The organism is Myxococcus sp. CA056 (assembly GCF_013336715.1).
Classification (GTDB): Bacteria; Myxococcota; Myxococcia; order Myxococcales; family Myxococcaceae; genus Myxococcus; species Myxococcus llanfairpwllgwyngyllgogerychwyrndrobwllllantysiliogogogochensis.
This window is the reverse complement of sequence record NZ_JABUMT010000001.1, coordinates 1,174,151-1,200,466: the sequence shown is the minus strand read 5'-3', so window position 1 is coordinate 1,200,466 and position 26,316 is coordinate 1,174,151. Positions and strand designations below refer to the sequence as shown.

The following is a 26,316-nucleotide window of genomic DNA, read 5'->3' as shown; positions in this document are numbered from 1 at the left end:
CGAAGGGATGCGGGCCCCGGTGCGGGACGTGCGTCAGTGCACCAGCCGCTCGGAGGAACCCGAGCGGGGCGTGGCCACCCGGCCCATGCAGGCCAGGATGTGCTCGCGGTACTCGGTCAGCTCGCGCAGACCGCACAGCATCCACCGCCCGCCGATGACGAGCGTGGGCACGCCGCGCACGCCGCGGCCCGTCGCGTCGCGGTGCTCATCCAGGATGAGCCGGCGCGTCTCCTCGGAGCGGAACGCGGCGGAGAACTCGTTCATCGCCAGGCCCACGCGCGACGCCAGCTCGAACACCACGTCCGGGCGCGACACGTTGACGCCCTGCTCCAACGCGGCGCGCTGCATGGCCCGCGCGAGGAAGGCACGCGCCTGCGGTCCCTGGAGTCGCGCGGCCTCGAGCGCCGCCAGTGCCGGCACGCTGCTGCGCGGTGGGTCTCCACCCAGCCACAGGTCCGTGGACAACAGCGGAGCGGTCTGGTCCGACTCGCGTTGCGCGCGCTGCACTTCTTCCACGAGGCCGCGCTTCTCGCGCTCCGTGGGAAGCACATCGTGCACGCGAAGCGGATAAGGCCTCACGCTCCAGCGGACGGCTTCGCCCAACTCCTGGCGCAAGACGTCCAGGCGCAGGTCGGCGAGATAGCACCAGGAGCACAACACATCCTGGTACACGGTGATCTGGAGCGGCTTGTGCAGCGTTTTCATGGGGGGCCGCCAGATTAGAGGCCACGCCGCGCTGCTGCCAACTCCCCATGACACTCGGCCGCTGAATGCATTCCTGTGTTCCTGAGGAGCATCCGAGGTAGCTGTGGCCCAGGCTGCTTGCTTGCTTCAGGGCATGCGAGCAACCTCCACGGCCCTCCGTGCCTACTCTCCGAAGGCCTGCGGACCGCCCGACTTCGACCCGGCGTAAGCCAGCGCGTGGTCGATGATTTCTCCCGCGATGTCCCGTCCCGTGGCGCCCTCCAGTCCCTCGAAGCCAGGGCTGGAGTTGATCTCCATCAACCGGGGTCCCGCGTGGCCCTCCAGCATGTCCACGCCGGCGACCTCCAGGCCGATGATGTTCGCGGCCCGCACAGCGGCTTCCATGTACGCGGGAGGAAGCTCGATTGCCTGCCCTTCACCGCCGCGGTGGATGTTGGAGCGGAACTCGCCCTTCTTCGCCTTGCGACGCATCGCGCCCACCACCCGACTGCCCACCACGAGCGCGCGCACGTCGCGGCCCTCGCTCTCCGCGACGAACTCCTGGAGCACGATTTCCTGACCCAGGTCCCAGAACGTGTCCAGGATGGTCTGCACCTCCGGCAGCGTGTGAGCGATCATCACCCCCACGCCCTGCGTGCCCTTGATGAGCTTGATGATGACGGGCAGCCCGCCCACCTCTTCCACCAGCCGGCGCACGTTGCTGCGGTCATGCGCCATCACCGTGCGCGGGATGTCCAGTCCGGAACGCGACAGGAACTGGAGCGCGCGCAGCTTGTCTCGGCTGCGCGCGATGGACGACGGAGGGTTGAGTACCGGAACACCCATCATCTCGAAGTGATTCACCACCGCCAGCCCATAGGCGGTGATGGACGCGCCGATGCGCGGCACGACGACGTCCACGCCCTTCATCTCCACACCGCGGTACGTCATGCGCGGTGCGCCTTGCGCGAGCAGCAGGCAGCAACGCAGAGTGTCCAACACCAGCGGCCGGTGGCCCCGCTCCCGAATGGCGGACACCAGCCGGCGTGTCGAATAGAGCGAGCGCTTCCGGGACAGGATGGCCACCGTCTTCTTCACGCGTGAACGACGCGGCGCGGGGCGCTCGGGTGCCGGGGACCCAGGCGTGGCCGGGGCCTTCTTCTGCTGGATTTTTCGGGGAGACATGGGCGGAGCACCCGAGCGTACCATGTACCGCCGGACGGGGCGGGTGACGTGGTTCGCGTTTGCTATCCTCGAACACAGATGAGCGCGACAGATCCGCATCCCGACGACATCCACACCAGCCCCGGAGATGCCGCCGGGTTAGACCTTGCCCACTCTCCGTTGCTGGGAGAGACGCTCGTGGTGGACCCGCGTACCACGGTGAAGCTCCACAAGTGTCGGCTGGCCGTGGCCTCCGGGCCGGACACCGGACGCTCCGTCGTCAGCGACAAGGAACGCCTGCGCTGCGGCGCGCACCCGGGCAATGACCTGGTGCTCGTGGAGGACCGCACCGCCAGCCGCCACCACTTCGAAATCCAGTTCACCGAGCGCGGCTATCTGCTGGTGGACCTGGGCTCCACCAACGGCACGTTCCTGGACGGCCGCAGAATCGAGCGGGCCTATCTCTCACCGGGCTCGCAGATTCGCGCGGGCTCGTCCGTGCTGACCTTCGCGCCGCTCGATGAGGAGGTCACCATCGAGCCGGACCGCGACGGCGAGCTGTGCGGCATGGTCGGCCAGAGCATGAAGATGCGCCAGATATTCGGGCTCATCAAGAAGATCGCCCCGCTCGATGTCTCCGTCATCATCCAGGGCGAGACGGGCACCGGCAAGGAGCTGGTGGCGCGCGCCATCCATGAGCTGTCGGGTCGCAACAAGTCGCCCATGGAGGTGCTCGACTGCGGCGCCATCCCGCCCAACCTCATCGAGAGCGAGCTGTTCGGCCACGAGAAGGGCGCCTTCACCGGCGCGGTGAGCGGACGCCCCGGCGCCTTCGAGCGCGCGCACGGCGGCACCATCTTCCTGGACGAACTGGGCGAGCTGCGCCTGGACCTGCAGCCCAAGCTGTTGCGCGTGCTGGAGAACCACGAGGTGCGCCGCGTGGGCGGCAACGACGTCATCGAGGTGAGCTGCCGCGTCATCGCCGCCACCAACCGGGATTTGATGAAGGAGATTCAGGCGGGCAACTTCCGCGAGGACCTCTACTTCCGCCTGTCGGTGATTACGATTCAGCTCCCGCCGCTGCGCCAGCGCCGCGACGACATCCCCCTCATCCTCAAGGAAGCCCTCGCGGACCCGGAGGTCGTCCTCAAGCACGGCAAGAAGCGCTTCTCCGCGGAGTCCATGAGCCTGCTGATGTCCTACGCGTGGCCGGGCAACGTGCGCGAGCTGATGAACGTCCTGTCTCACGTGCTCACGTTCAGCGAGGGCGAAGAAATCCAGCCAGCCAGTCTCCCGCCCCGGGTGCGGGGGCAGGCCCGCGAGGGGCCGCTGCCCTTCAACGAGCACCTGTCCTTCAAGGACGCCAAGGAGCAGCTCCTGGAGAACTTCGAGCGGGAGTACGTCACCAGCGTCCTCACCCGCTGCGAAGGGAACCTCTCCCGCGCCGCCCGGGAGAGCGGCCTGCACAGGAAGTCCATCGAGCGGCTGGTGAAGAAGTATCAGCTCGATACCAAGGGCATGAAATCACGCTGATCCACGCCCCTGGGGTCGCCGCACCCCGGGGGATTCCCGTGACACACGCGACACACGCGCTGCCCGGCCTGTAGCGCTGACTGGGAGACAGCCCCTTTGCGACGGGCAAGTTGACGTATGTCTTCTGGGGGGTAAATCCCAGGAACATGCGTGCTGCCATGAATTCCTACCCTCGAAGGAATGTTGGCCAGTCAGGACAAGCCATGGTGGAGGCGGCAATCACCCTGCCGCTGGTGGTGTTCCTGTTGCTGGGCACGTTGCAGTTGTTCCTGATGTTGCAGGCGCGCGTGCTGGCGCAGTACGCGGCGTTCCAGGCGACCCGGGCGGGCAGCGTGGCGCATGGCGAGTGCGAGCGGATGACCCACGCGGCCATCCTCGCGCTGCTGCCCTCGTTCCACTCGTTCCTGGGCATGTCGAGCGCCACCGACGAGGTGCGGCATGGTGGCGGGGGTGGCGCGCCGGCGAAGCTGGCGGCGGCTTTCGGCGCGCGCCGGGACAACCGCTACCGGAGCGGCCTGGACGGCGTGCACACCGGCGGCATCGTGTGGATCAACCGGGCGCTGGTGGGGGGCGGTATCGACGGCCCGCAGGACCGCGCGTTCGACGACCCGGGGCACCTGAGGCGGCTGGAGGTGCAGCTCATCTACTGGTACCCGATGCGCATCCCGTTCGCGAACTGGGTGATGTCGCGCATGTTCATGGCGCAGATGGGCATCCAGGACTACACGGCCGCCAATCCGCTGATGCCCGCGGAGCGCAACGCCAACTGGAACGCGGGGGAGTTCTCCACGCCGCTCAACCTGGCGGGTGACATCCGCTCCGAGCTGGCCTCGCGGGTGGCTCGCGAGGAGTACGTCTTCCCCATCGAAACCAGCTTCACCATGCGGATGCTGACGCCCGCCAAGCGGCGCCACTTCGCCACCATGGACTGCCCCCGATGAAGCGCTCCCTGTCTCGTGGTCAGACGCTGGTGCTGTTCGTGCTGGGCACCTTGTTGATGGTGCTCATGGTCACCATGACGCTCTCCTTCTCCATGAAGGTGCGTGAGCGCATCGAACTGCAGACGGTGGCGGACGCGGCGGCCTACTCCAACGCGGTGGCCACCGCGCGCACCTTCAACAACATCGCGGTGATGAACCGCGCGCAGATTGGCCACGCGGTGGCGCAGGCGGGCGCCACCAGCCTGGTGAGCTGGGCCAGCCTCTACCGCGCGCAGCTCAATGCGGCCAACACGGGCTTCGGCATTGGCAAGAAGCCCTACCAGCTGGCCATGGCCACCGGCTGTCCCTGCGCCGCGAAGAGCTCGTGGTGTCGGGAGAAGTGCCGCTGCGGGCGCCAGGGCGTGTCGGACCTGGGGATGCTCCAGACGCAATTGCGCATCGAGCAGGCGCGCGTGGAGGCCGTGTTCCAGTCCATGGACTTCATGGTGAACCTCCAGATTCTCGCGCACCAAATCGCGCAGGGAGCGTTCTACGTCGCGCAGCAGGACAACTACCGCGACCTGCGCGACGCCCTGGGGAGCCAGCACTTCACGAACAGGATTCTGCGCAACATCGAGGGTCCGGGGAAGTTCGTGGGAGACTCCGCCTGGAAGGTGCCCGACATCGGCGGCGTCAACGAGGGCGAGCTGAGTGGCGGCATCGCCTGCACGGACGATGGCGCCGTCTGTGATTTGCCGCTCACCGTCGCGCACGCCGTCAACGCGGCCATGGGCAGCCGCGGCTTCCACTTCGTCACCCACCGCCAGTGGCGGCTGGGGGACTACACCGCGCACCAGGCCAACCTGGACTTCGTCATCTGGCTTCCGGACGATGTGACGGTGCTGCCCACCACCAACGGGACGACGTACTTCGGCAAGCCGGGGCGGAAGGTGCCGCTGCTGCCTCCCTATGCTCCCGCGCTCACGGGAGATGAGCAGGGCCGCATCGGCTGGATGTACAACCACCTGCTGCATGGCGGAAACCCCGTCGCCTGTCCCGCGAGCGTCGCGGGGACCCAGTCGACCACGGCGTCCCTGGTGTCGTCGGGGGGCTTCATGCCCCGGCCCGAGCACAGGTGGACGGGCGGTGCTGATGCCGGTGGCCCCTTCAATCACATGCTGGCGCCCTGCCTGGGTGGGCCCTCGTCGTGCCCCGGCATCTGGCCGCCGTTCCTGGACTACAACCTCACGCTGCTGCTCAACGGCGAGGGCAACAACTACGGCCAGCCGAAGAACTTCGCCGTCGTCCAGAGAGACCTGATGGCGCGCAAGCTGGACCCGTGGGACCTGTCCTTCCGCTACCGCTTCGAGTCCGGGAGCGCGGGCAACGTGTACGACGCGACCAGCTTCAACCTGGCGGATGGCACGCCCAACAGCACGCAGACGGCGCTGTCCACGGGCATCGCCTACTACCACCGCGGTGAGAGCCTGGGCTTCCACCACTGGAGCGAGCCGCCCAACCTGCTCAATCCGTACTGGCGCGCCACGCTCGTGGGCGCGGACATCGACAACAATGGCGTGCGTGACGCCATCGGGACGTTGGGAATCAGCTCGCCCGTCGCGGCGCAGACCTTCCAGGAGCTGCGCAACGCGGGCTTCAAGGGGCTTCAGTGATGACACCGCGCCGCTCTCGTCTTCAGCGCCGGAACGCTCGGGGCCAGGCCCTGCTCGAAGCGGCCATCGGCACCACGCTGTTCGTCACCATCATCGCCTTCGGCATCCACTTCGCGGAGGTGGGCTTCCTGTCGCTGAAGGTGCAGGAGGCCGCGGTCTCCGCGCTGTGGGATGGCACGCACGGGGAGATGCACACCATCCCCGTCTCGTATGACGACGCGGAGGACTCCATGCGGGATGCCGCCGCGAACGCCGAGGCGCGCTACTCGGACTTCAAGGGCCTGTCCTCCGTTCCGGGCGCCGGCCGCATCACCCAGGTATTCACGCAGGGCACCGGCATGCAGGTGCGCTGCGGCATGGACGTGGGCGTGGGCTGGACGGGCGCGATTCCCACCCGGCTCGTCTACCGGGACAACGGCGGCACGGCGTGCGGCGCCGAGGCCACGCTGAGCACCTGGCGCTTTCCCAGCTCGTTCCTCGACGGCCCCTCGGACGGCGCGCTCTACCAGAAGCGAAACCTGGACAACTCCCTCACCAACCTCCGGGTCTGCGCGGTGGGCCGCGCGGTGGGCGGCACCTGCAACGGTCGCTTCTCCATGCTCGTGGACGACTGGGGGCTCGCGGGCCCGCTGGAGTCGGCCACCTGCAACATCTTGATGCAGGACCAGCTCATCCCCTGCACCAACGCGCCCATGCACGCGGCGGTGTGGTCCACCTACGCGCCGACGACGCTGCCCATCCCCACCGCCGCGAGCAACCTGGCGCAGGCCACGCTGTTCTGGAACCCGCTGCCTCCCACGGCGCTCGCCATGGTGGGCCTGGGCATGATGGAGAAGACCTTCTGGATGAGCGCGGCGGGTGAGGACGTCGTCAACTTCATCCAGGCCCCTCCCCTCATGGACCCCATCTCCCGCATCTGGCCCACGACGCCGGGCTCCATCATCGGCGTCACCACGTTCCCGTATGGCGCGGCTCACCTGGAGCGCTTCGGCAATGGCGGCTGCTTCCTGGGAAAGGACTGTGATTGAGATGACGCGCGTGTCCCTCTCGGGTGGGCGCTGGATGCTGGGCCTGGGCGCCGTGCTCATGGCTCATCTGGCGTTGGCGGATGGCAACCAGTGCAGCATGGAGTGCACCACCAAGGCCGACGCCACCATGCGCTCGTGCATGGACCGGTGTCCCTCGCCCTCGGACGACCCCACGAAGCCCGGGCCCTTCCAGTCCTGCGCCCTCCGCTGTCAGGAGAAGCAGGACAAGAAGTTCAACGAGTGCGCGGAGCGCTGCGTGGACCCGGAGGGCCTGGAGTCGCCCCGCAAGGGCAAGAGCGGACGGGTTCGCTAGATGGCGCGCGTGAGGAGCGGAGCCTGGGGTCTGCTGGTGTGGGGGATGCTGTCCGCCGGACAGGCCGCCGCCCAGCGCACGCCCTTCAAGTGGGAGGTGCCTGGCGTGGTGGGCGTGGTGGAGGTGACGCAGCCGGTGCTCTCCAGCGGCGTCCCGGTGAAGCTCAGCGCGGTGCGCAGCAAGGCGCGGCCGGAGGACATCCTCCAGGCGCTGGTGGACCGCTTCCTGTCGTGGGGGCTGCATGTCCCGCCGGAGTCGCGTCAGCCGCAGCTGTTGCGCGAGCCGATGATTACCGCCATCGACACGCGCGCCTTCGTCTCCTACACGGCCATCCTCCAGCCCAATCCGGACGGGACGACGACGGTGTTCCTGGGACAGGCGGACCTGTCGCAGGGGCCGCGTCCGCAGTCCAACGTCGCGCCCATCTATCCCGGGGGCGCGGGGATGATGCAGACGGACATGGAGGGGGCGCGGACGCTCGTCTACTCGGTGAGCGCGAAGGCGGCGGACGTGGAGGTCTTCTACCGCAACGAGCTGACCCAGGCGGGCTTCGAGGAAGTCGAGCCCCGGGTGTATCGCTCCAGCCAGGACGAGATGCAGCTCAAGCTGACCCCTGCCAAGGACGGCAGGCTGGCCGTCATCATCGTGCGGCGCACCGTTTCTCCCGAGGATGCGAAGCCCGCGGGTGATTGAAGCGCTGAACCGAGCGTGTTACGGGCGCTGTCGACATGAGCGACACGCCCTCCCAGGACAAGGACTTCAAGGACTCGGTCAACCTGCCGCGCACGGAGTTCCCGATGAAGGGGAACCTGGCGCAGCTCGAGCCACGGATGCTCGGCTGGTGGGCGGAGCGGGGCATCTGGGGAAAGATTCTGGAGAAGAACGCGGCGGGTGAGCCCTTCGTGCTGCCGGACGGCCCGCCCTACGCCAACGGCCACCTCCACGCGGGCCACGCGCTCAACAAGGTCCTCAAGGACATCGTGGTGAAGTACCGCAACCAGGTGGGCCGCCGGTGCGACTTCATCCCCGGCTGGGATACGCATGGCCTGCCGATTGAGCAGGCCGTCGAGAAGCGGCTGAAGGACAAGAAGGTGGACAAGCGCACCCTGTCGCGCGACGCCTTCCTGGAGCAGTGCCGCGCGTACGCGCTGGAGTTCATCGACATCCAGAAGGCGGAGTTCCAGCGGCTGGGTGTGTTCGGCTCGTGGGACGCGCCCTACAAGACGCTCGACTTCGCCTACGAGGCGCAGGAAATCCGTGAGCTGGCCGTTTTCGCGCGCCGGGGCATGCTCTACCGCCGCAAGAAGCCCGTGTACTGGTGTCTGTATGACCAGACGGCGCTGGCGGAGGCGGAAGTTGAGTACGAGGAGCACGAGTCCCCGTCCGTGTACGTGGCCTTCGCGGCCGGCCCTGAAATCGCCGAGCGGGTGCCCGCGCTGAAGGGCAAGGACGTCGCCTTCGCCATCTGGACGACGACGCCGTGGACGCTGCCGGCCAACCTGGCCATCGCCGTCCATCCGGAGCTGGAGTACGTCTTCTACCAGCTGGGCTCGCGCGTCATCTGCGTGGCCAAGGACCTGTTGCCCAAGGTGCTGGCGGAGGTGAAGTCGGACGAACTGGCGGTGAAGCACGTGGAGCTGCCGGGCGGCGAGGTGTCCGCGGCGGCGCTGGTGGACCCGTCGCGCATCCTCGCGTACGCGCAGGGCCAGGATTTGGAGCACCTGACGTACCAGCACCCGTTCTACGCGCGCCGGGGGCGCATCGTCCTGGGCGAGCACGTGACGCTGGAGGCCGGTACGGGCCTGGTGCACACGGCGCCGGGGCATGGCCAGGAGGACTACGAGGTCGGCCTGCGCTACGGGTTGGACATCTACAACCCGGTGCGCCCGGACGGCCGCTACGACGACACGGTGGGCGAGGCGCTCACGGGCAAGCGCGTGTTCGAGGCGAACCCGCTCGTCATCGCCGTCCTGGTGGAGAAGGGCGCGTTGCTGAACGACGCGAAGGACACGGTGGCGCACAGCTATCCGCACTGCTGGCGCTGCCACAACCCCATCATCCTGAGCGCGACGTACCAGTGGTTCATCCCCATGGACGTGCCGTTCCACGGGGAGAAGACGTTCCGTCAGGAGGTGCTGGCGGAGGTGGACAAGGTGGAGTGGGTGCCCTCGTGGGGGCACAGCCGCATCCGGGGCATGCTGGAGACGCGGCCGGACTGGACCATCAGCCGTCAGCGCACGTGGGGCGTGCCCATCTGCATCGCGTACTGCGAGGGCTGTGACGAGTCGCTCGTGTCGCCGGAGCTGATGGAGAAAGTCGCGGCCCAGGTCGAGAAGGAAGGCGTGGGCGTGTGGTACCGCACGCCGGTGAAGGACTTCCTGCCCGAGGGCTTCAAGTGCTCGCGCTGTGGGCACGGGGAGTTCCGCCGCGAGACGGACATCCTCGACGTGTGGTTCGACTCGGCGTGCATGTTCTCCGCGGTGTTGGAGCGCCGTCAGCGGATTCCGGCGGACCTCTTCCTGGAGGGCAGCGACCAGCACCGGGGCTGGTTCCACTCGTCCATGTTGGTGGCGGTGGGGACTCGCGACATGTCGCCCTACAAGGCGTGCCTCACGCACGGCTTCGTGGTGGACGGCAAGGGCGAGAAGATGTCGAAGAGCCTGGGCAACGTGGTGGCGCCGGAGAAGATCATCCAGCAGTACGGCGCGGAGGTGCTGCGCCTGTGGGTGGCGGCGAGCGACTACCGCAACGACGTGCGCCTGTCGGACCAGATTCTCAAGGGCCTGTCGGAGGGCTACCGGAAGATTCGCAACACGGTGCGCTACGCGCTGAGCAACCTGTATGACTTCGACCCGGCGCTTCACACGGTGCCGTACGCGGAGCTGCTGCCGCTGGACCAGTGGGCACTGGGCCGGTTGTCGGAAGTCGTCACGCGCGTGAAGCAGGCGTATGAGGACTACGAGTTCCACCTCGTCTACGCGACGGTGGTGGACTTCTGCGCCGGTGACTTGTCGGCGGTGTACTTCGACATCCTGAAGGACCGCCTCTACACGTGGCGCACGGATGGGAAGGCGCGGCGGGGTGCGCAGACGGTGCTGCACGAGGTGGCCTCCGTGCTGCTGCGGCTCCTGTCACCGGTGATGAGCTTCACCGCCGAGGAGGCGTGGGGCTTCCTGCCCGGCAAGGCGACGGAGAGCGTGTTCCTGGCGGGCTTCCCGGAGGCGCGCGCGAAGCTGGAGCCGGCGCTGGCGGAGCGCTACGCGAAGCTGTTCGCGTTGCGCGAGGCGGTGCAGGGTGTGCTGGAGGCGGCTCGGCGCGAGAAGCGGATTGGCGCGTCGCTGGAGGCGCGGGTGCTGTTGATGGCGTCGGCCCCGGTGCGGGAGTTCCTGAAGGCGCACCTGGACGAGCTGCCCGGCCTCTTCATCACCAGCCAGGTGGAGCTGGTGGACGCGGAGGGCATCGACGCGACGTCGTTGGACGTGACGCGCGTCTTCGGTGAAGGCGTGAAGGTGCTGGCCGAGGTGAAGCCGGCGCTGGGCCACAAGTGCCCGCGCTGCTGGACGTACTCGGAAGCGGTGGGGCAGGGCGGCGACGTGTGCCTCAAGTGCCGCGAGGCGCTGGCCCCGTAGGCCACCTGTCCGGAAGTCCCACGGGCTCGCGGCTCTTCCATGCCGCGAGCCCGTCGTGTCTCCAGTGCTCCCGATGCGCTGGGGCCGCCAGGGCCCGAAACGAAACGGGCCCGAGTTCCGTGAGGAGACTCGGGCCCATGGGGACTTCGTGTCTGTCAGCGGGTGAAGCCGCGGGGCCTCCCCCGCCTGACGGAGTGCTCAGTAAGGTGGTGGCTGCGCGGTGCACGCGGGCACGGAAAGGTTTTCGGCCTGCTTGGAGTCGCAGTCGAGCAGCGACGCCAGACCGGTGAGGGGCTCCACCATGAGCAGGCTGCGAGGGCGGCCCGACTCCGCGTTGAAGTTGAGCTGCAGGTTGCCCGGGGCCGCGGCGGCGAGCGCCGCCGTGTTGTCGAGCTGACCCTGCATGCAGCCCAGGTTTCCGGGCCGCACCGCGCGGCCCATGCCTGGCAGGTAGCAGAGCCCGTGCACCGAGGCGGCATTCATGGTGTCCGGGATGATGACGTCGGGCCCTACCTCGGAGCAGCAGGCCGCGTTGGTCCGGCACGTGGCGTTGACGCAGGCAATCTGGGGACAGGTGTTGTTGTCCCAGTTGTTGCCGCACGTCAGCCGCTCCCAGCGAGCCACCGTTCGCACCATTCCGTCCGGCATCGTGATGTTGGGTTCCACCACGATGCGCACCGGCTGGTTGGTGGCGATGGCGCGCTGACGCGCCCGCAGCGCGGAGGACCACAGCTCCCGCGTCGCGGCCGACTCACGCTGCCCGTCGATGGGCCGCTGGATGCCCATCAACGCCATGGACAGCATCAGCCCCACCACCGCCAGCGCGATCATCAACTCCAACAGCGTCATTCCGCGTGCGCGCATCATCCTCATATCCCCGCCGCGGGCTGCAGGCCCGCTGATACGAAGTTCCTGGGCGTCACCCGGAGGGTATAGGTCCGCCGCTTGAAGCCATCCTGCGGGAAGCCGTCATCGTCTGGCACGTTGATTTTCGCCGGGTCCACCACCGACCGGTCCGAGCGTGGCGTCCGGATGACCAGCGTGATTTCCACCTCGCGCACCCGCTGGCGCAGGCGCGCACGCAGTTCCTCATTCGTCGTGACCGGGGTTTCGTCCGAGACCAACACGTCCACGGTGCAGGCCGTGGTGCCATTCATCGTGCACTGGTCGATGCTTGTCCCGCCAGGCACGGCGGGGAACCACCGGTAGGCGTTGTTGGGCAGGTTCAAGTTGATGACGCCATAGCGAACCGTCATCTGCTCCACGTCCCGGCTCACCACCGCCCAGGTGTTCGCGCCGGGAGCCATGTACTCCAGCGCGGGGCTGCCTCCCGCCCAGTTCACCCGGTAGGCCGCGCTCACGGTGCGCATGGCCACCCACCCCGCCCGCTGCCACAAGGGGTCCAGGGGGTCGGAACAGGGACCGTTGTTGGTGTTGGCGATGCCCAGGCCCGGGCTCGCCACCACCCGGGCATCCCCTGCGCGAACATCCGTGAGCCTGAAGTGACAGGCCAGGGCACCTTGGGTGGGGTTCGCGACGAGGATGGGGGTTGGCGGTCCGGCGGCCGGCTTGAGGACCGTGGGCGGGTTCGGAGTGGTGCACAGCTCCGCTCCTGCCCTGACATTGCTGCCGATGCCACCGTCACAGCCCGTGAGCGAAATCATGCTGCGAGGGTCACCCCAGAACAACTGCAGCACGTCCGACGCCATATCCGTATAGGGCGCGTTGGTGGGAAGCGAGAAGCCCAGGTCCGACGCGAAGGGCCCTGTCGCCACCCGCATGTCCAGCCCGGTCCAGCTCTGAATCGCGAAGCGTTGGTCTCCATCGGCGAACTGGATGCGCGAATTGCTCATGCCGATACCGGCCCGCTGCACGTCCAGGGTGAGCAGGTCCTTCACCGCCCGCCCCGTCACCTGGGCCACCATCGTCTGTTCCTCGAAGAGGGCACGCCGCTGCATCTGCATGCCCACCACCAGGCCCACTCCGAGCACGATGACGCCAATGGCGCTGGAGATCATCACCTCCAGCAGCGTGAAGCCCCTCTTGCGACGAAGAGACCCGCTCATGGCGCCACCCGCGTCTGGAGGACCACCACCTGGCGTCCCGTGCGTGCCGGCTCAATCCAGCTCACCGAGACGCGGACATTGACGACGTTACCGGGGCTGTTGGCCACCCCGCCGAGGTCCCGATTCACGGGTGGAAATCCCGCCGCACCATTTTCGATGGAGCCCCCGAGGGCGTTGCTGTCGAGGTCCACCGCCACCTCGTACTCACGCGCGACGGCGCCATTGGTGGGCTTCGCGGGCAGCAGGTCCCCAGCGGCCGTCTGCCATACACGCTCGCGCGTGTTGTCCAGGAACCCCAGGTTGCTGCACGGGTTGGGCGCGGGTGAGCATCCCATGGCGGTGATGGTCTCCAGCCTTCGCTCGGCGAGCAACTGCGCCTGGGTGGCGGTGAGGGTGCGCCGGTTGGACGCGCTGATCTGCGTCACCAGCGTCATCACCGCCGCGACGCCCACCAGCATCACGGCCATGGTGGCCAGCACTTCCAGGAGCGTGACGCCCCTGGAGGTATGGAACCGCGGAGACTTCATCGTGGCAGCCTTCCATCCGGGATGGGGTCGTAGATGAGCATACGCGAGCGTGAGTCATTCGCGTTGACCCCCGGGGGGATAAGGGCGCCACGCGATTGGGGCGTGCCACGACCCGGACCACCCGACGGAAGCACGATGACCTGGCTGCCCTGGACCACCGGTGCGCTGATGCCATGGCCCGTCAGGGCCACGCTCGTCTGCGCCACGCTGCCATTGCCATCCGGCGTCTGGGACGTCGAATAGAGCTTGCCGCTCTCGTCCTCGCTCAGGTTGCAGAGGTCCGCGGTCGTGCCCACGGCGGTGGTCGTGAAAACCTTGTCACCGCCCAGCGCCACGCCGCCCCACACGGCCTGACCGGCGTCCAGCGGGGAGACCCAAAGGGGGTCGAGCAGGGCACAAGCCCCGGTGCCCCTGGGGTCCGTGTCCTCGAAGGCCATCAGGTGGTACTGATAGTCGTTCTTGTTCGGGGGACCGTCGCTGAACTCGTCCGGGCTGTCGCTGGTGCCAAAGTAGAAGCGGACCCGAGGCGCGGCGCCGCTGCGCACCACCGAGATCGCCAGGTTGGCGTGAATCTGCTGGTAGATCTCTGTGCCAGCCGGGTTGTTCGCCGCGTCGCGGTGGGTCGCGGCCGCCACCGGAGCGCTGGCGATCTTGCACGTCTTGACCTGGCGTCCAAGCTTGCGGCTCGTCTCCACGGAGTCCAGGTTGATGCGGTACACGCTTCCCGCCGTGGTGGGCACGTACAGGACGTCGTATTCGCCGTCGCGGTTGGTGTCCACCGCCGCGGTCGCACCCGCGATGCCCGAGTTCTCGTCCAGGGTGATGACGCCAGCGTACCTGCCCGGGTTGCCGTTGCCCTTCCGGAGGGGTTTGCCTGTCGTCATGTCGAGCAGGTAGATCGTGCCGGAGCGGCCCGACGTGGGCTTGTAGTCCGTGCCGACGATGGCCGTCCACTTGCCCGCCGACTCGTCCCCCCACTTGATGCGGACCACGGACGGGTTGTGACGGGAACCAGAGTTGTCTGGCAGCAGAACGTCGTCGTCGTCATCGGCTGCATCCGTGAACGCGCCGAGGATGTTGTTGTCGTTCAGATTGAACTCCCACAACGGCATCGGGTACTCGGCGCTGTCAGGCCGGGTGATGTCGAGCGCGAACACGGCGGGGCTGCTCTTGCCGGTCGCGGAGACGAGCACCGTCCGGGCGCCCTTCAGGGGGCGGTCGGTCGCCTGTACGGGGCTGGGGAGCGTCCACTTGGCGCCAAGGCCGCCGAAGTCCACGTTGGCGATGGTGGGCGAAGCGTCCATCTGCGGCTTCGGCTTCTCCGCCGAGCCCTGGTACTTGACGTAGAGGTAGCGGTAGCGGTCGAGCAGCGTGCGCGGCAGGTACGCGAACTTCTCGGTGGCGTTGCCGTAGTCGCGCGGGGTGATGGGCGGGGCGCAGCCGGCGCCGGAGGGCTTGAAGTAGCCATTGGCCTGGAGCTTGCCCGGGCTACACGTGTCATTGGCGTCGACGCGGAAGGCACCCGACTCGAAGGCGTGCAGGAAGCCATTCATCGTCCCCACGTAGGCCACGGTGGGCCGCTGCTCCAGGGTCCTCATGAAGTTGCGACGATAGAGGTCGCGCTCGTCTATCGGCGCGTTCTGCGCCCACGAGTCGAGGTAGGGCGGGACGGCCACGGCCACCGTGGACAGGTTGATGCCGCCCATGGGCCAGGGGCGCTTCACGTTGGTGGCACCCGGCGACTGGTGGTCTTCCCACCCATACAGCCACTCGCGGAAGACGTTCCGGTCGTTGAAGTCTTCCGGGATGTGCTTGATCGCCGGCGACTCGATGGTCGGGGTGCCACACCGGCCGTCGTTGTTGATGTCGTAGAGGTACTTGCCAGCGACCTGCTCGTTGCAGAGCGAGTCGGGGAAGAGGACGCTGTCGGCCGCGTCGTCGCCGGTCATGTCGTCTTCGAGCGTGGCACGGCTGTCATCCGCGGCCTGCGTGTAGAGCTTGCGGTCGAGCGGATTGGCGGCGCCCCGGAGGCTCATGGCCATGACCCTGCCCGCATCCCAGCGCTCCATGAAGTTGGCGACGGTGGGGTTCTCCGGGTCATAGCGCGAGGCGAGGTACAGCCGGCCGCGCAGCGAGTAATCCTTGCGGTCGTCGTAGAGGCGCGTGCTGGCCTCGGGTTGCCCGATGCCGGGCCAGGACTTGCCCCAGGCGCTTCCGGGGGTCTCGTTCACGCCCCAGAGCATGACGTTGCCCACGGTGGAGGGTGAGGAGCGCGAGTACGCTCCCGCCCTGACGGCCTGATAGCCCACGTTGACGTTGTCGACGACAGGGACACACCGGTCATCAGGGCTGGTGATTTCCACCTTCCAGCACAACTGCGAGCCGGTGAATCCCATATCCAGTAGGTCGAGCTCCGTCGAGTTGGGGGAGTCGGCCGGGAAGCGCACCGGTATCCATTGCCTGTTCAAGTTCGGCTTGCGAACCCATGCGCCGTTCTCGAAGACCACGTTGTGGCAATCCACCGCCACCGAGTACTCGATGGTGGGCGGCTGGCGGCCAGGCAGCTTGCAGGCTCCCGGGGTGGTCTCCGTCCAACACGGGGGAGTGGAGCACCTGGCCGGGTAGTTCGGGTAGGGCGCCGCGTCGTCATAGCGCCCGAAACGCACCTTGGTGATGACGAAATCCGCCGCATCGCTCAGGTCGATGTCCCCGGAGAGGCTCGCCGAGCGCTCGGTGCCGCCATTCTTCTTGTTGATGACGAACACCACGTCGTTGAAGTCGCGGTCACCGCCGCCGGGAAGGTCCTCGAAGCCCAGAATCCATCGGAAGGGGTCGGTGGACGGCGCTCCCACGATGACGTGGGGCATGGGATTGCGGTTGCCCACGGGGCGAGGAATCGACACCGGCTCCTTGGGCATGACCAACTGGCCGTACGTCGCCTCTGAAGCCAGGCGGTCCAGCGTGTCGTCATCCAACCAACCACACATCTTCTTCGAGTTGTCCTGCAGCATGCAGTCAGCGGCCATGCTGGTCTGGTCGTCGGCATTGCAGGAATCCACGTACTCGCAGCCGATGTTGCGCTCGGCCACCGAGGGATTGTCCGTGGAGTTCTGGTCCATGTTCCACGCCGACTTGGAGAAGAACACGGAGATGGGGGAGCGGATGTGCAGCAGGCACTTCCCGTCACTGTCTTGCTTCAGGCAGGGATAGACGGTGCCCTCGTTCGGCCCATGGTTGGAATCGTAGTAGACGATGAGGAAGAAGACGATTTCCTTGCCACCCGGGATGGGGCCCAGGTCCACGGTGCGGTCCCGGATGTCGATGACATTGTCCCGGCTGCCCGGGTCCAACAGGATGCCCCGGTTATCGTAGTTGGAGACATTGTAGTCAGGGATACCGTTGAAGGAGTCGGAGATGTCGGCGATAGGAGGGAGTGCGCGGTAGGCGTCTTTGTCGCTATCATCGTCCGCGAGCAGGAAGACCATCTGGCCGATGCCCTTGCCGCCGTTCTCCGGGTCCTTGGGCTCCAGCAGGTTGGGGATGCGGGCAAACAGACCCCCGTCGGAGAAGCCCGCCCCCACGACGTTCCCGGCGCCCTTGGCGACACCCACGAGGTCTGTATCGATATGGGTGGACCCCCGGCCGGGGCGGGCATCCGCGAGTCCTGCTCGGGGGCCGGTTTCCCCTAGGCGCCGCTCCAAGGTGATGGCACAGTCGTCCTTCATGGCGAGTTCCGGTTCGGTGTAGTTCATCCCGCCGGAGGTAAAGGGCTTGTTGCAGCGGCGAGTGCCTGCCTTGCCAACGTAAGGACGCATCTTGGGGCCCGAGGTGGGCGCCATGTTGAACAGGTCCTCGTGGAGGTCGTAGATGCCGTTGGCGTTGAGGTCGAGCAGCGCTCCGGAATCCTCGTCCACGTAATCAGCATCAATCGCGTCATCCAGGAACATGTAGCCCAGCGCGTGGGAGGCGCCGGCGGACTCGAACACGTAGCTGATGGTGACGCGCTGGTCGTACGGGAAGAAGATCTTCTCCGGGTTGAGGGGCTCCGGGGGGATGAGCTGGAGGTTGGTGGCGTTAGTTTCAGGCGCCCCTCGTCCCGGTACGACGTTGATGGTCGCGTTCGGTTCGCCGGGGTCGCGCTCCATCGTGCCGCTGAACGTCTGCTGCTTGTCCACCGCCAGGTGGTCCTCACAGAGGTTCGTGGCGTTCTGGGCCGGTGCGAGCGGGGCCGCCAGCAGGCTGAGCACGGCAAGGGCACGGGTCAGGATTCTCATCACTTCTTCCCCTGTTCAGGACGGGAGGACTCACGCGCCTCGAGCCGCTGCTTCGCGCGGCGGGCGGCGAGGTCATTCTGGAGTTGCTGGCGAAGCTGGTCATCGCGCGACAGCGGGGGCGGCCGCGAGCTGGTCTTCAAGTAGGCCACCAACGCGTCCAGGTCGGTCGGATTCATCCCGCGCGTGTCACAACGGGTCTCCTTGTTGACCTCGCTGGGCGCGGTAATCCAGGTGCGGAGCTCCGCGCTGGAGCGCTCCTTCACGAGCTTGCCAATCTCGACCCGGCGCTCCAACGGAGACCGCGCGGGTGTCGTGACGCGCGCGTGGCCCGCCTTCTGTGCCTTCAACGCACGCTTCGAGGGCTGCGGTGTGAGGGTGTGACAGCTTGAGCAGGTATTGTTGAAAGCACTCTGGCCTTCGGGATTCGCCGCAGCGAGTCCAGGAAGCAGCAGGAGCGCGAGAAGCGGGAGTCGTTTCATGGGCGGACTCGCAAGACAGCGAGAAATGTTCAGGGATTGGGGGGCAGTTCGATGGTGATGTCAGGGGCGGTGCCCCCGCCACTCTGCGAGGGGCTGTGCGTGTTGTCGGCGCCGCAGCCGCCTTGGGGACATCCAGGAGACACGATGATGGGGGGCGCCTGGTTGCGAATCAGGGCCTGGACGACGGACCGCGTGGGGCGTCCCTCCCGGCTCAGCACCTCGCCCACGGCGGCCACCCAGACTTGACCATTCACGTCTGTCAGGGGGTTGCCGTCGTCGACATCGTCGCGCACGAAGACGCGGTAGCGGACGTTGTTCTGCTCCGGGTAGTCGACGTAGACCTCGCCATCAGCGCTGGCCTTCTCGGCGGCCGGCATGTCGTTCGGCGTGAGGCGCAGGTAGTTCCAGGGGTCTCCGGCGCTGGCGGGAAGCAGCTCCATCCACGGCGGATTGGCACCGGCCAACCCCAGCTCCGCGACGATGGCGTTGGCGTTCTGGAGGTTGGTGAAGACCTGGTTGTAGGTCTCGTCGGTGATGGGCGTACGCAGGCGCATGGCCTCGCGACCCTCCGCCAGCCCCGCCTCCGCCGCGAAGAACGCCTCCTTCTGCCGGCGCGCATCCGCCTGCGTGTCCGCCTCGCGGCCCACCACCCGGTAGCTCAGCATCACCGCCATCGTCACCACCACGACGACGCCAAGCGCGACAAGCAGGGTGAATCCTCCGCTCGCTCGGCTTCGGGGTAGGTTTCGGTGCGCCATCTCACGGACTCCTGTGCGCGCCGCTTGGGGGAAAGCGACGGAAGTGTCGCCAACTCAGCAACTCACGTGCCCGTGGCCGGAAGCCCGCAACCCACTGAAATCCTTGTGGTAAGGGTTTTTCACCAGGAGTTTTGGGTCATTAGCGACCTCGCAAAAAGTGCGAGGGCACATGTTTTTGCGAGGTGCGGGCTTCACTGCGGGAGTTCCCAGGCGTGTGGTGGCCTGGGCGTGGATCAGCGCTCGGATTCGAGTGCGCGCAGACGGTCCACCAGGGCCTGCATGCGCTCCTGGTGCGAGCCGGCCCAGAAAACCCGGCGGCAGTCGGGACATTGCTGGAAGTGCGAGTGACGTTCCGCGACACCTTCGGGCACACGGCCCGTCACCTCGTGAGGTTCGGCGGGACTCAGGTTTGCGTTGCAGGCGATGCACCGGGAGAACGGTTTCATCCGGGCTCCAAGCCCATAGCGACGCACCACTTCCACCAACTGCTCCACGGGGTCCGCCGCGCGAGGGAAGTAGCCGAGCACGACTTCACCTCGCTTGAGCACGCCGATGTCGCGGGTCAGCACGACGCGGTGCTCGGTGCTCGAAATCCGCGCGAGCTCGTCGTCCGCGAAGTCGTTGCGCCACAGGGTGTCGAAGCCGAGCATCCGAAGGAAGCCGGACAGCCGGCCCAGGCCCACGTCGAGGACGAAGCGGGGCATTCCTTCCACGGGCTGGAGGGCCGGCCACGCCTCCACGAACGAGCCCGGCGCCACCCGATGCGCGAAGCCCACGGGCTCCGCGTTGACGCGCACCCCGTCCACTTCGGGATGAGGCGGTCCGAGTGACTCGATGAGGTCCTTGACCGAGGGCGAGCCCAAGGGCGTCACCTGCAGCGTCTCCTGCGCGCGCTTCTCCGGCGAGAGGAAGTCCTTCAGTCGGCCATGGAGTCGAACAGTCACCACCGGGTGCTCTTGATTCCGCCGCGACGGTCCCGACGTCTCGGCCGAGAGGATTGGGAGAGGTTCGTCACCTGATTTTCACCGCTGTAAATGTACGATTTGGCGGTAAGTCGCAGGACTGACGCCCGGGTCGTCTCCTATACTCCCGCGCCCGTCCGCATGCCGGTGCTGGCGGTCGACACCCCTTGAATCGTCATCATGGAAGCAGGCCCGAGCGCATGAAGAAGACTTTTTCCTACCTCGCGTGTGCGGCGGTTTCGCTCACGATTCTCGCTCTGGCCTGTGGTGACTCGGATCCACCGAAGACGCCGCTGCCCCTGGAGGATGGCGGGGTGCTGTGGGTTCAGTGTGATCCGCAGCGAGGGGCGAGTGCCTGTGGCGAGGGCGAGGAGTGCCGCTACGTCCCGTTCTATGACCGAGCCATCTGCGTGCGCCCGTGTGGACCGCAGGCCGTGTGTGGTCAGGAGGAGGCGGCGTGCTGCCCCACGGGCGAGGAGCGCGACGGCGGCGAGACGACCTTCTGTCTGCCCAGCGAGGTCTGCGAGGCGACCCCGGATGCGGGAGATGACGCGGGCGCGGGGGATGGCGGAGACGGTGGAGAGGAGACCGACGGCGGCTCGTCGGCCGACGACGGTGGTGGGTCCACGCTGGATGGTGGCGACGTCGAGGTCGACGCGGGTCCTGGCACGGTGGTCGACGCGGGCACTGAGATTGACGCAGGTCCCGGCACGGTGGTCGACGCGGGCACTGAGATTGACGCGGGTCCCGGCACGGTGGTCGACGCGGGCACCGAGATTGACGCGGGCACGGTGGTCGACGCGGGCACTGAGATTGACGCTGGTACTGAGATTGACGCAGGTCCGGGTCCTGGGACCGACGCGGGTCCTGGGACCGACGCGGGTCCTGAGATCGACGCCGGCACTGAGATCGACGCCGGCACTGAGATCGACGCGGGCACCGAGATTGACGCCGGCACCGAGATTGACGCCGGCACTGAGATCGATGCGGGCACCGATATCGACGCCGGTCCGGGTCCTGGCACCGACGCTGGCACGAGCACCGACGCTGGCACGAGCACCGACGCGGGCACGAGCACCGACGCTGGCACGGGGACGGGGAGCTACACGAACATCCGCATCATGGCGGCGAACATCTCCAGCGGGAACGGGCAGGACTACGACCCGGGCCACGGCATCCGCCTGATGCAGGGCGTGGACCCCGACGTGGTGCTCATCCAGGAGTTCAACTACCAGACCGACTCCGTGGCGGACATCAGCTCGCTGGTGAACGCGGTGGGCAGCGGCTTCCATTACTACCGGGAGGAAGGCGCGCAGATCCCCAACGGCATCATCAGCCGCTGGCCCATCATCCAGTCGGGTGAGTGGAACGACACGCAGGTCTCCAACCGTGACTTCGCGTGGGCGCGCATCGACATCCCCGGTCCCAAGGACCTCTGGGCGGTGAGCGTGCATCTGCTCACCTCGGGCTCGGGCGCTCGCAACAATGAGGCGAACCTCATCGTCAACTACATCCGGGCGCAAATCCCGGAGAGCGACTATCTGGTCATCGGTGGCGACCTCAACACCGACAGCCGCTCGGAGTCCTGCTTCTCCACGTTCGATGACGTGGTCGTCACCACCGCGCCGTATCCGGCCGACAAGAACGGCAACGTCAACACCAACTTCAGCCGGGGCAAGCCGTATGACCACGTCCTGGTGGACGCGGACCTGAACCAGTACCGCCAGTCCACCGTCATCGGCTCCAGCACCTTCCCGGGTGGACTGGTGCTCGACAGCCGCGTCTACACGCCGCTGTCGGAAATCGCGCCGGTGCAGGCCGGAGACAGCGCCGCCTCCGGCATGCAGCACATGGGCATCATCAAGGACTTCCGCGTCCCCGCCTTCTGAGTCGGTGACGTTCGCGCGCGGCGGCCCAGGCTCGGGTCGCCGCGTGCGCTCAGAAGCTCCACTTGTGCTTGTTGCGCTCGATGAAGCGCGCCACCGGTGGAATGCGCGCGATGAGCGGCGTGAGCACGAACACCGCCGCCAGTCGCAAGGGCTTCACCACCTGCGAGGCCGCGTAGGCCGCCGCCCACGAGCCCGCCTGCTCGCCAGCGCTCGACGGCTGGAAGCCCAGCTTGATGGCGAAGTAGAAGCCCACCAGCACCAGGCCGAAGATGGCGTAGTTCGTCACCAGCGCCAGCGGGCCGTACTCCAGCATCAGCGTCTTGAAGCGCCCCATCAGCGTCGGCTTCTCGGGCTTCGCCGTCTGGGTCGGGGCGGGTGGGGGCGTGTCGGAGACTGAAGGATTCACGTCGGGCTCAACAGGCGACATATCTCCACCATGCCCCAAAGAAGCGCTGGCAGGGAGACAGAGCGGGCAGGCCTCCTGGGGCCAGGTGCGCTCACCGGGTTGTCAGGGCTCGGGGGGGCGGGTTAGAGGATTGGGACGCCTCATGAAAGCTTCCCTACGCCTCCTCCTCCTCGTGGCCACCACGGTGCTCGTCGCCGACCAGGTGACCAAATATCTGGCTGTGTCCCGGCTGACGGATGCCCTGGATGGGCGGGAAGGGGTGTCCCGGGTGACGGGCTTCCTCACCCAGCACAACCTGGACAACGACCCACCGCCCCAGGGTGAGCGGCGGGTGACGCGGCCCTATCGCTTCATCGAGGACTACTGGCACTTCCGCTACGTGGAGAACCCGGGCGCGGCGTGGGGCCTGTTCGCGAACCTGCCGGACGGTGTGCGGCGCGCGTTCTTCCACGTGGTGAGCGTGGCGGCGCTGGCCTTCATCTTCCTGATGTACCGCCGCACCTCGCTGGACCAGAAGATGGTGCGAGTGGCGCTGGCGCTCATCACTGGCGGCGCGCTGGGCAACTTCGCGGACCGGCTGATTCGCGGCTACGTCATCGACTTCATCGACTGGCATTGGCGCAACCAGCCAGGCATGCGCTGGCCCACCTTCAACGTGGCGGACGCGGCCATCTGCGTGGGTGTGGCCTTCATGCTGCTGGACTCTCTCAAGGTGCGCCGCCCGGAGGCCGTCGCGGCGCCCCTCACCCAGAGCCCCAATCCGTGACGGGCGGGGGCCCGGTGGTGTAAGCCCCCGGGCGTGCCTCGCAAATACGTCATCCTCATCGCCGTCGCCCTGGGCGTCATCGTCCTGGACCAGTGGACGAAGTACCTCGTCGTCCGTGAGCTGACCTCCCAGATGCAAGGGCAGGAGACGCTGGGCGGGCGCCTGGGCGCCATGTTCGGCGAGCCGCCCCCGCAGGGCTTCGACGGGCTGCACTACCGGCCCCGCCGCAGCATCGAGGTGGCCGACTCCTTCTTCCGCCTGCGCTACGCGGAGAACCCGGGCGCCGCGTGGGGCCTGTTCCGCAGCCTGTCCCCGGAGAAGCGCGGGCCGCTCTTCCATGTGGTGAGCCTGGGCGCGGTCGTCCTCATCGTCTTCTACTTCCGCAAGCTGTCCGGCTCGGACCCGGAGGAGAAGTGGGCGCTGTGGGGCCTGCCGCTCGTGCTGGGTGGCGCGCTGGGCAACTACATCGACCGGCTGGCCCGGGGCTTCGTCATCGACTTCCTGGAAGCCCACTGGTTCGACAAGGCCGCGTGGCCTTCGTTCAATGTCGCCGACGCGGCCATCTGCGTGGGCGTGGGGCTGCTGCTCGTGGACGCCTTCGTCCGCAAGGAGAAGCCCGCACAGGCCGAGTCCAAGGCCACCTGAAGCAACGCCTCCCGGGAGGGCAGCCGGGCGGACCGGCGGGCCCCCTCGCCTTGCCTGGCGGCGCGACAGGGGTAGCCTTCGCGCCGCGCCGCCCCTTTCGCCTTCCGGCAGGTCTCCATGCTCCCCGTCCTCATCCGCTTCACGTTCACCAGCCTCTGGACGCAGCTGTTGCTGTACGCGGTCGCCGTGGGCACGGTGGGCTACATCGCCTTCAACGGGTGGCGAGGCGCGCAGGGCGTGCTGGACCCGAAGACGGGCACGCGGGCCGCGACGAACTCCACCGACAAGCTGTTGCGCGCGCTGGGTTTCGGCGTCGCGGGTGCGGGGTTGGCGTGGTTCGGCCTGAAGTACGCGCTGCCCGCCGACGCCTTCCCCGGGGGCAAGGGCGAGGGCATCCCGCTGCACACCTACGGCGTGCTCCTGGCGTCTGGCTTCATCACCGCGCTGACGGTGGCGGGGCGGCTGGCGCAGGACGAGTGGCGCAAGGTGAAGCTCGTGGAGGGCCAGTGGGTGGATGTGGAGGGGCCCAAGAAGCGCGAGCAGGTGATGGACATGGCCTTCTGGGTGCTCATCGGCGGCATCGGTGGCAGCCGGCTGCTCTTCATCCTGGTCAACTGGAAGGACTACGCGCGGGACTGGACGCAGGTGTTGTCGCTGGGTGGCGGCCTCGTCTTCTACGGGGGGCTCATCGGCGCGGCCGTGGCGGCCTGGTTCTTCGCGCGCTCGTCCGGCATGGACTTCCTGCGGCTGGCGGATGTGTGCATCCCCACCGTGTCGCTGGGCCAGTGCCTGGGCCGGCTGGGCTGCTTCAGCGCGGGGTGCTGCTGGGGGGATGTGGCGCCCTCGCACGCGGCCACCGCCGTGCACTTCCCGGGGCCGGGGTTGGCGCAGGACCTGCTCGGGCGGGTGGGCAGCTCGTCGAGCCTCGCCTACTCCTCGCAGCTGGAGGACTCGCGCTTCGTGGTGGAGGCGACGGGGCAGATTCTGCACCAGGCGGCGCCTGATGCGATGCGCATCTCCGACTGGGTGGTCCAGCACGGCCACACCCTGGGTGTCTACCCCACCCAGTTGTTCGAGTCGGTGGGCCAGCTGGTCCTCTTCGTGGGGCTCTTGTACGCGCGGCGCTTCCGGCGCTTCCACGGGCAGATTTTCGCCCTGTGGCTGATGTCCTACGCGGTGCTGCGCAGCACGGTGGAATTGTTCCGCGGGGACGTGGAGCGCGGCACCCTGCACGGGCTCCTGGAGTCGTTGGGGGCCCAGGGCCTGGCGGGCGCGGTGCCGCTGGAGGCCTGGTACAACGTCTCCACCAGTCAGTTCATCTCGCTGTGCATGTTCGCTTTTGGCGCCGTGCTGCTCTACCAGAAGGGGCGGCGAGGGGCCGGCGAGGCGGCGGGCGGTCTGGGGCCGACACCGTCTGCGGCGTGAGGTTGATCCCCGGGCGCGGGTTGGGGACACTCTGAGGAGTCATGCCTCCCCCCGACGCCCGACAGTCCGCTTCGAAGTCCTTCGCTGGCAAGCCCCAGGCGGACAGCAGCTCCAGTGAGGCCGTCCTCCAGGAGTGTGAGGCGCTGGAGGCGGAGCTGGCCGTGCTCCGCAACCTCTACGAGCAGTACTTCCTGGGCAACGAGCGTCATCCGCCCACGCGGGCCCACGACGACTTCAAGAAGCGGGTGATGCGGCTGAAGACCGGCTTCATCCGCAGCACCGCCGCGAAGTTCCGCGTCGGGAGCATCCACGGCAAGTACCTCACGTACGAGCGGCTCTGGACGCGCACGCTGCAGGAAATCGAGGCGGGCACGTACAAGAGGGACTTGTTCAAGGCCCGCCGTCGCGCGGAGGTGCGCGGCACATCTTCCAGCAGTGACGCGAAGAAGGGCGTGGTGGAGCTGCCGGAGGACATCTCCGACATGGACTTCGAGGAGGTGGAGGAAGTGCTCCGCCCCCGCCCCACCAACGAGCCGCAGCTGGCCGGTATCGCCGCCGCCGCTTCGGCCATGCCCGCGCGCGGGTCTTCCGCGGTGGCTTCGGTGGCACCCGCCGTGGCGCCCGCGTCGCGAGCGGGCGTGCCGGGTGTGGCGCCGCTGACTTCGGGTGGAATGCCTTCGGTGGCGCCGGTGACGGGAACGCCCCCTCGGGGCCAGCCCACCGTGGCGCCGGTGACGGGAACGCCTCCGCGCGGACTGCCCACGATTACGTCGCCGGTGGGTGGCACTCCGGCGAGGGGCACCGCGACGGTGCCTCCGGGCATGGCCGCCGCGAAGCCGGCGGGCACCACCGTTCCCCCGGCGCGTCCGTCCTCCGTGCCTGCTGTGACGGCGCCCAGCCGGCCTCCAGCTCCGGTGGCTTCGGCGCCGCCCAAGCCACCCTCGGCGGGTGGCGGAGGCATGTCGGACGACAAGCTGCGGGCGGTGTACGACGCGTATGTCACCGCGAAGCGGCGGTGCCAGGAAGACACCTCGAAAATCTCCTACGAGTCGGTGGCGGCGACGCTGCGCAAGCAGGTGCCGGAGCTGCTCAAGCAGCACAACGCCAAGGCGGTGGAGTTCAAGGTCGTCATCAAGGACGGCAAGGCCTCGCTCAAGGCCGTGCCGAAGTAGGCC

At 67.7% G+C, this 26,316-nt stretch carries 22 protein-coding genes; 12 read left to right on the top strand and 10 right to left on the bottom strand.

Features of this window, described 5'->3' with window-relative positions:
* Positions 1-33: 33 nt before the first annotated feature.
* Entirely contained in the window at positions 34-705 is a 672-nt protein-coding gene (locus HUA76_RS04955; protein ID WP_141644036.1) for a DsbA family protein, read from the bottom strand.
* Between the two features lie 162 nt (positions 706-867).
* Positions 868-1,869, bottom strand: a complete 1,002-nt coding sequence (locus HUA76_RS04950) for a RimK family alpha-L-glutamate ligase (RefSeq protein ID WP_141644035.1) — start codon at positions 1,867-1,869, stop codon at positions 868-870.
* Between the two features lie 78 nt (positions 1,870-1,947).
* Here HUA76_RS04950 and HUA76_RS04945 point away from each other — a divergent pair, with 78 nt between their 5' ends.
* The 7 genes from HUA76_RS04945 to ileS all read left to right on the top strand — a co-directional run bounded on the left by HUA76_RS04945 (position 1,948) and on the right by ileS (position 10,944).
* Positions 1,948-3,381, top strand: a complete 1,434-nt coding sequence (locus HUA76_RS04945; protein ID WP_174457055.1) for a sigma 54-interacting transcriptional regulator — start codon at positions 1,948-1,950, stop codon at positions 3,379-3,381.
* Between the two features lie 203 nt (positions 3,382-3,584).
* On the top strand, positions 3,585-4,322 hold the full coding sequence (locus HUA76_RS04940; RefSeq protein ID WP_246137289.1) for a TadE/TadG family type IV pilus assembly protein: 738 nt from the start codon (positions 3,585-3,587) through the stop codon (positions 4,320-4,322).
* Entirely contained in the window at positions 4,319-5,974 is a 1,656-nt protein-coding gene (locus HUA76_RS04935; RefSeq protein WP_174457054.1) for a TadE/TadG family type IV pilus assembly protein, read from the top strand. The genes HUA76_RS04940 and HUA76_RS04935 overlap by 4 nt, the downstream gene beginning before the upstream one ends.
* A complete protein-coding gene (locus HUA76_RS04930) occupies positions 5,974-7,002 on the top strand; it encodes a pilus assembly protein (RefSeq protein ID WP_174457053.1) in 1,029 nt (342 codons plus the stop codon). Before HUA76_RS04935 ends, HUA76_RS04930 begins: the two co-directional genes overlap by 1 nt.
* Position 7,003: 1 nt before the next feature.
* The gene (locus HUA76_RS04925) at positions 7,004-7,315 is read left to right on the top strand and encodes a hypothetical protein (protein ID WP_174457052.1); all 312 of its coding nucleotides are present in this window, start codon (positions 7,004-7,006) and stop codon (positions 7,313-7,315) included.
* Positions 7,316-8,008, top strand: coding sequence for a hypothetical protein (locus HUA76_RS04920; RefSeq protein ID WP_174457051.1), 693 nt, complete (start codon positions 7,316-7,318; stop codon positions 8,006-8,008).
* Positions 8,009-8,043: 35 nt separating this feature from the next.
* Positions 8,044-10,944 (top strand): isoleucine--tRNA ligase, encoded by a 2,901-nt coding sequence (ileS, locus tag HUA76_RS04915; RefSeq protein WP_174460120.1) that lies wholly within the window; start codon positions 8,044-8,046, stop codon positions 10,942-10,944.
* A 198-nt stretch (positions 10,945-11,142) separates the two neighbouring features.
* Here ileS and HUA76_RS04910 read toward each other — a convergent pair whose 3' ends face one another.
* From HUA76_RS04910 to HUA76_RS04880, 7 genes are all read right to left on the bottom strand, one after another.
* Complete coding sequence (locus HUA76_RS04910) at positions 11,143-11,811, bottom strand: Tfp pilus assembly protein FimT/FimU (protein WP_174460119.1); 669 nt, start codon at positions 11,809-11,811, stop codon at positions 11,143-11,145.
* Between the two features lie 2 nt (positions 11,812-11,813).
* A complete protein-coding gene (locus tag HUA76_RS04905; RefSeq protein ID WP_174460118.1) occupies positions 11,814-13,010 on the bottom strand; it encodes a prepilin-type N-terminal cleavage/methylation domain-containing protein in 1,197 nt (398 codons plus the stop codon).
* Positions 13,007-13,537, bottom strand: coding sequence for a prepilin-type N-terminal cleavage/methylation domain-containing protein (locus HUA76_RS04900; protein WP_174457047.1), 531 nt, complete (start codon positions 13,535-13,537; stop codon positions 13,007-13,009). Before HUA76_RS04900 ends, HUA76_RS04905 begins: the two co-directional genes overlap by 4 nt.
* On the bottom strand, positions 13,534-17,811 hold the full coding sequence (locus HUA76_RS04895) for a DUF4114 domain-containing protein (protein WP_174460117.1): 4,278 nt from the start codon (positions 17,809-17,811) through the stop codon (positions 13,534-13,536). Before HUA76_RS04895 ends, HUA76_RS04900 begins: the two co-directional genes overlap by 4 nt.
* A complete protein-coding gene (locus HUA76_RS04890) occupies positions 17,811-18,290 on the bottom strand; it encodes a cytochrome c family protein (protein ID WP_174460116.1) in 480 nt (159 codons plus the stop codon). The genes HUA76_RS04895 and HUA76_RS04890 overlap by 1 nt, the downstream gene beginning before the upstream one ends.
* Positions 18,291-18,319: 29 nt before the next feature.
* On the bottom strand, positions 18,320-19,048 hold the full coding sequence (locus HUA76_RS04885; RefSeq protein WP_174460115.1) for a hypothetical protein: 729 nt from the start codon (positions 19,046-19,048) through the stop codon (positions 18,320-18,322).
* Positions 19,049-19,281: 233 nt separating this feature from the next.
* Positions 19,282-19,995: a Mut7-C RNAse domain-containing protein gene (locus HUA76_RS04880; RefSeq protein ID WP_141644023.1), complete on the bottom strand. Its 714-nt coding sequence runs from the start codon at positions 19,993-19,995 to the stop codon at positions 19,282-19,284.
* A gap of 215 nt (positions 19,996-20,210) precedes the next feature.
* Between HUA76_RS04880 and HUA76_RS04875 the strand changes: the two genes are divergently transcribed.
* Entirely contained in the window at positions 20,211-21,899 is a 1,689-nt protein-coding gene (locus tag HUA76_RS04875; RefSeq protein ID WP_174460114.1) for an endonuclease/exonuclease/phosphatase family protein, read from the top strand.
* 49 nt (positions 21,900-21,948) lie between these two features.
* Here HUA76_RS04875 and HUA76_RS04870 read toward each other — a convergent pair whose 3' ends face one another.
* Complete coding sequence (locus tag HUA76_RS04870; RefSeq protein ID WP_371745747.1) at positions 21,949-22,305, bottom strand: hypothetical protein; 357 nt, start codon at positions 22,303-22,305, stop codon at positions 21,949-21,951.
* A gap of 142 nt (positions 22,306-22,447) precedes the next feature.
* Between HUA76_RS04870 and lspA (HUA76_RS04865) the strand changes: the two genes are divergently transcribed.
* The 4 genes from lspA (HUA76_RS04865) (at position 22,448) to HUA76_RS04850 (ending at position 26,313) form a co-directional block, all read left to right on the top strand.
* Entirely contained in the window at positions 22,448-23,071 is a 624-nt protein-coding gene (gene lspA / locus HUA76_RS04865) for a signal peptidase II (protein WP_141645085.1), read from the top strand.
* Between the two features lie 33 nt (positions 23,072-23,104).
* Positions 23,105-23,716: a signal peptidase II gene (gene lspA, locus HUA76_RS04860; RefSeq protein ID WP_174457041.1), complete on the top strand. Its 612-nt coding sequence runs from the start codon at positions 23,105-23,107 to the stop codon at positions 23,714-23,716.
* Between the two features lie 117 nt (positions 23,717-23,833).
* Positions 23,834-25,141, top strand: coding sequence for a prolipoprotein diacylglyceryl transferase (locus HUA76_RS04855; RefSeq protein WP_141645087.1), 1,308 nt, complete (start codon positions 23,834-23,836; stop codon positions 25,139-25,141).
* Positions 25,142-25,182: 41 nt separating this feature from the next.
* Entirely contained in the window at positions 25,183-26,313 is a 1,131-nt protein-coding gene (locus tag HUA76_RS04850) for an MXAN_5187 C-terminal domain-containing protein (protein ID WP_174457040.1), read from the top strand.
* The last annotated feature ends 3 nt before the right edge of the window (positions 26,314-26,316 follow it).

What these genes read in the sequence shown, in the direction of transcription:
- HUA76_RS04905 (WP_174460118.1), bottom strand. Translation starts at nt 13,010, where the DNA reads ATGAGCGGGTCTCTTCGTCGCAAGAGGGGCTTCACGCTGCTGGAGGTG.
- ileS (WP_174460120.1), top strand. Translation starts at nt 8,044, where the DNA reads ATGAGCGACACGCCCTCCCAGGACAAGGACTTCAAGGACTCGGTCAAC.
- HUA76_RS04875 (WP_174460114.1), top strand. Translation starts at nt 20,211, where the DNA reads ATGAAGAAGACTTTTTCCTACCTCGCGTGTGCGGCGGTTTCGCTCACG.
- HUA76_RS04900 (WP_174457047.1), bottom strand. Translation starts at nt 13,537, where the DNA reads ATGAAGTCTCCGCGGTTCCATACCTCCAGGGGCGTCACGCTCCTGGAA.
- HUA76_RS04935 (WP_174457054.1), top strand. Translation starts at nt 4,319, where the DNA reads ATGAAGCGCTCCCTGTCTCGTGGTCAGACGCTGGTGCTGTTCGTGCTG.
- HUA76_RS04850 (WP_174457040.1), top strand. Translation starts at nt 25,183, where the DNA reads ATGCCTCCCCCCGACGCCCGACAGTCCGCTTCGAAGTCCTTCGCTGGC.
- lspA (WP_141645085.1), top strand. Translation starts at nt 22,448, where the DNA reads ATGAAAGCTTCCCTACGCCTCCTCCTCCTCGTGGCCACCACGGTGCTC.
- HUA76_RS04855 (WP_141645087.1), top strand. Translation starts at nt 23,834, where the DNA reads ATGCTCCCCGTCCTCATCCGCTTCACGTTCACCAGCCTCTGGACGCAG.
- HUA76_RS04910 (WP_174460119.1), bottom strand. Translation starts at nt 11,811, where the DNA reads ATGATGCGCGCACGCGGAATGACGCTGTTGGAGTTGATGATCGCGCTG.
- HUA76_RS04920 (WP_174457051.1), top strand. Translation starts at nt 7,316, where the DNA reads ATGGCGCGCGTGAGGAGCGGAGCCTGGGGTCTGCTGGTGTGGGGGATG.
- HUA76_RS04940 (WP_246137289.1), top strand. Translation starts at nt 3,585, where the DNA reads ATGGTGGAGGCGGCAATCACCCTGCCGCTGGTGGTGTTCCTGTTGCTG.
- HUA76_RS04890 (WP_174460116.1), bottom strand. Translation starts at nt 18,290, where the DNA reads ATGAAACGACTCCCGCTTCTCGCGCTCCTGCTGCTTCCTGGACTCGCT.
- HUA76_RS04955 (WP_141644036.1), bottom strand. Translation starts at nt 705, where the DNA reads ATGAAAACGCTGCACAAGCCGCTCCAGATCACCGTGTACCAGGATGTG.
- HUA76_RS04895 (WP_174460117.1), bottom strand. Translation starts at nt 17,811, where the DNA reads ATGAGAATCCTGACCCGTGCCCTTGCCGTGCTCAGCCTGCTGGCGGCC.
- HUA76_RS04925 (WP_174457052.1), top strand. Translation starts at nt 7,004, where the DNA reads ATGACGCGCGTGTCCCTCTCGGGTGGGCGCTGGATGCTGGGCCTGGGC.
- HUA76_RS04945 (WP_174457055.1), top strand. Translation starts at nt 1,948, where the DNA reads ATGAGCGCGACAGATCCGCATCCCGACGACATCCACACCAGCCCCGGA.
- HUA76_RS04950 (WP_141644035.1), bottom strand. Translation starts at nt 1,869, where the DNA reads ATGTCTCCCCGAAAAATCCAGCAGAAGAAGGCCCCGGCCACGCCTGGG.
- HUA76_RS04930 (WP_174457053.1), top strand. Translation starts at nt 5,974, where the DNA reads ATGACACCGCGCCGCTCTCGTCTTCAGCGCCGGAACGCTCGGGGCCAG.
- HUA76_RS04885 (WP_174460115.1), bottom strand. Translation starts at nt 19,048, where the DNA reads ATGGCGCACCGAAACCTACCCCGAAGCCGAGCGAGCGGAGGATTCACC.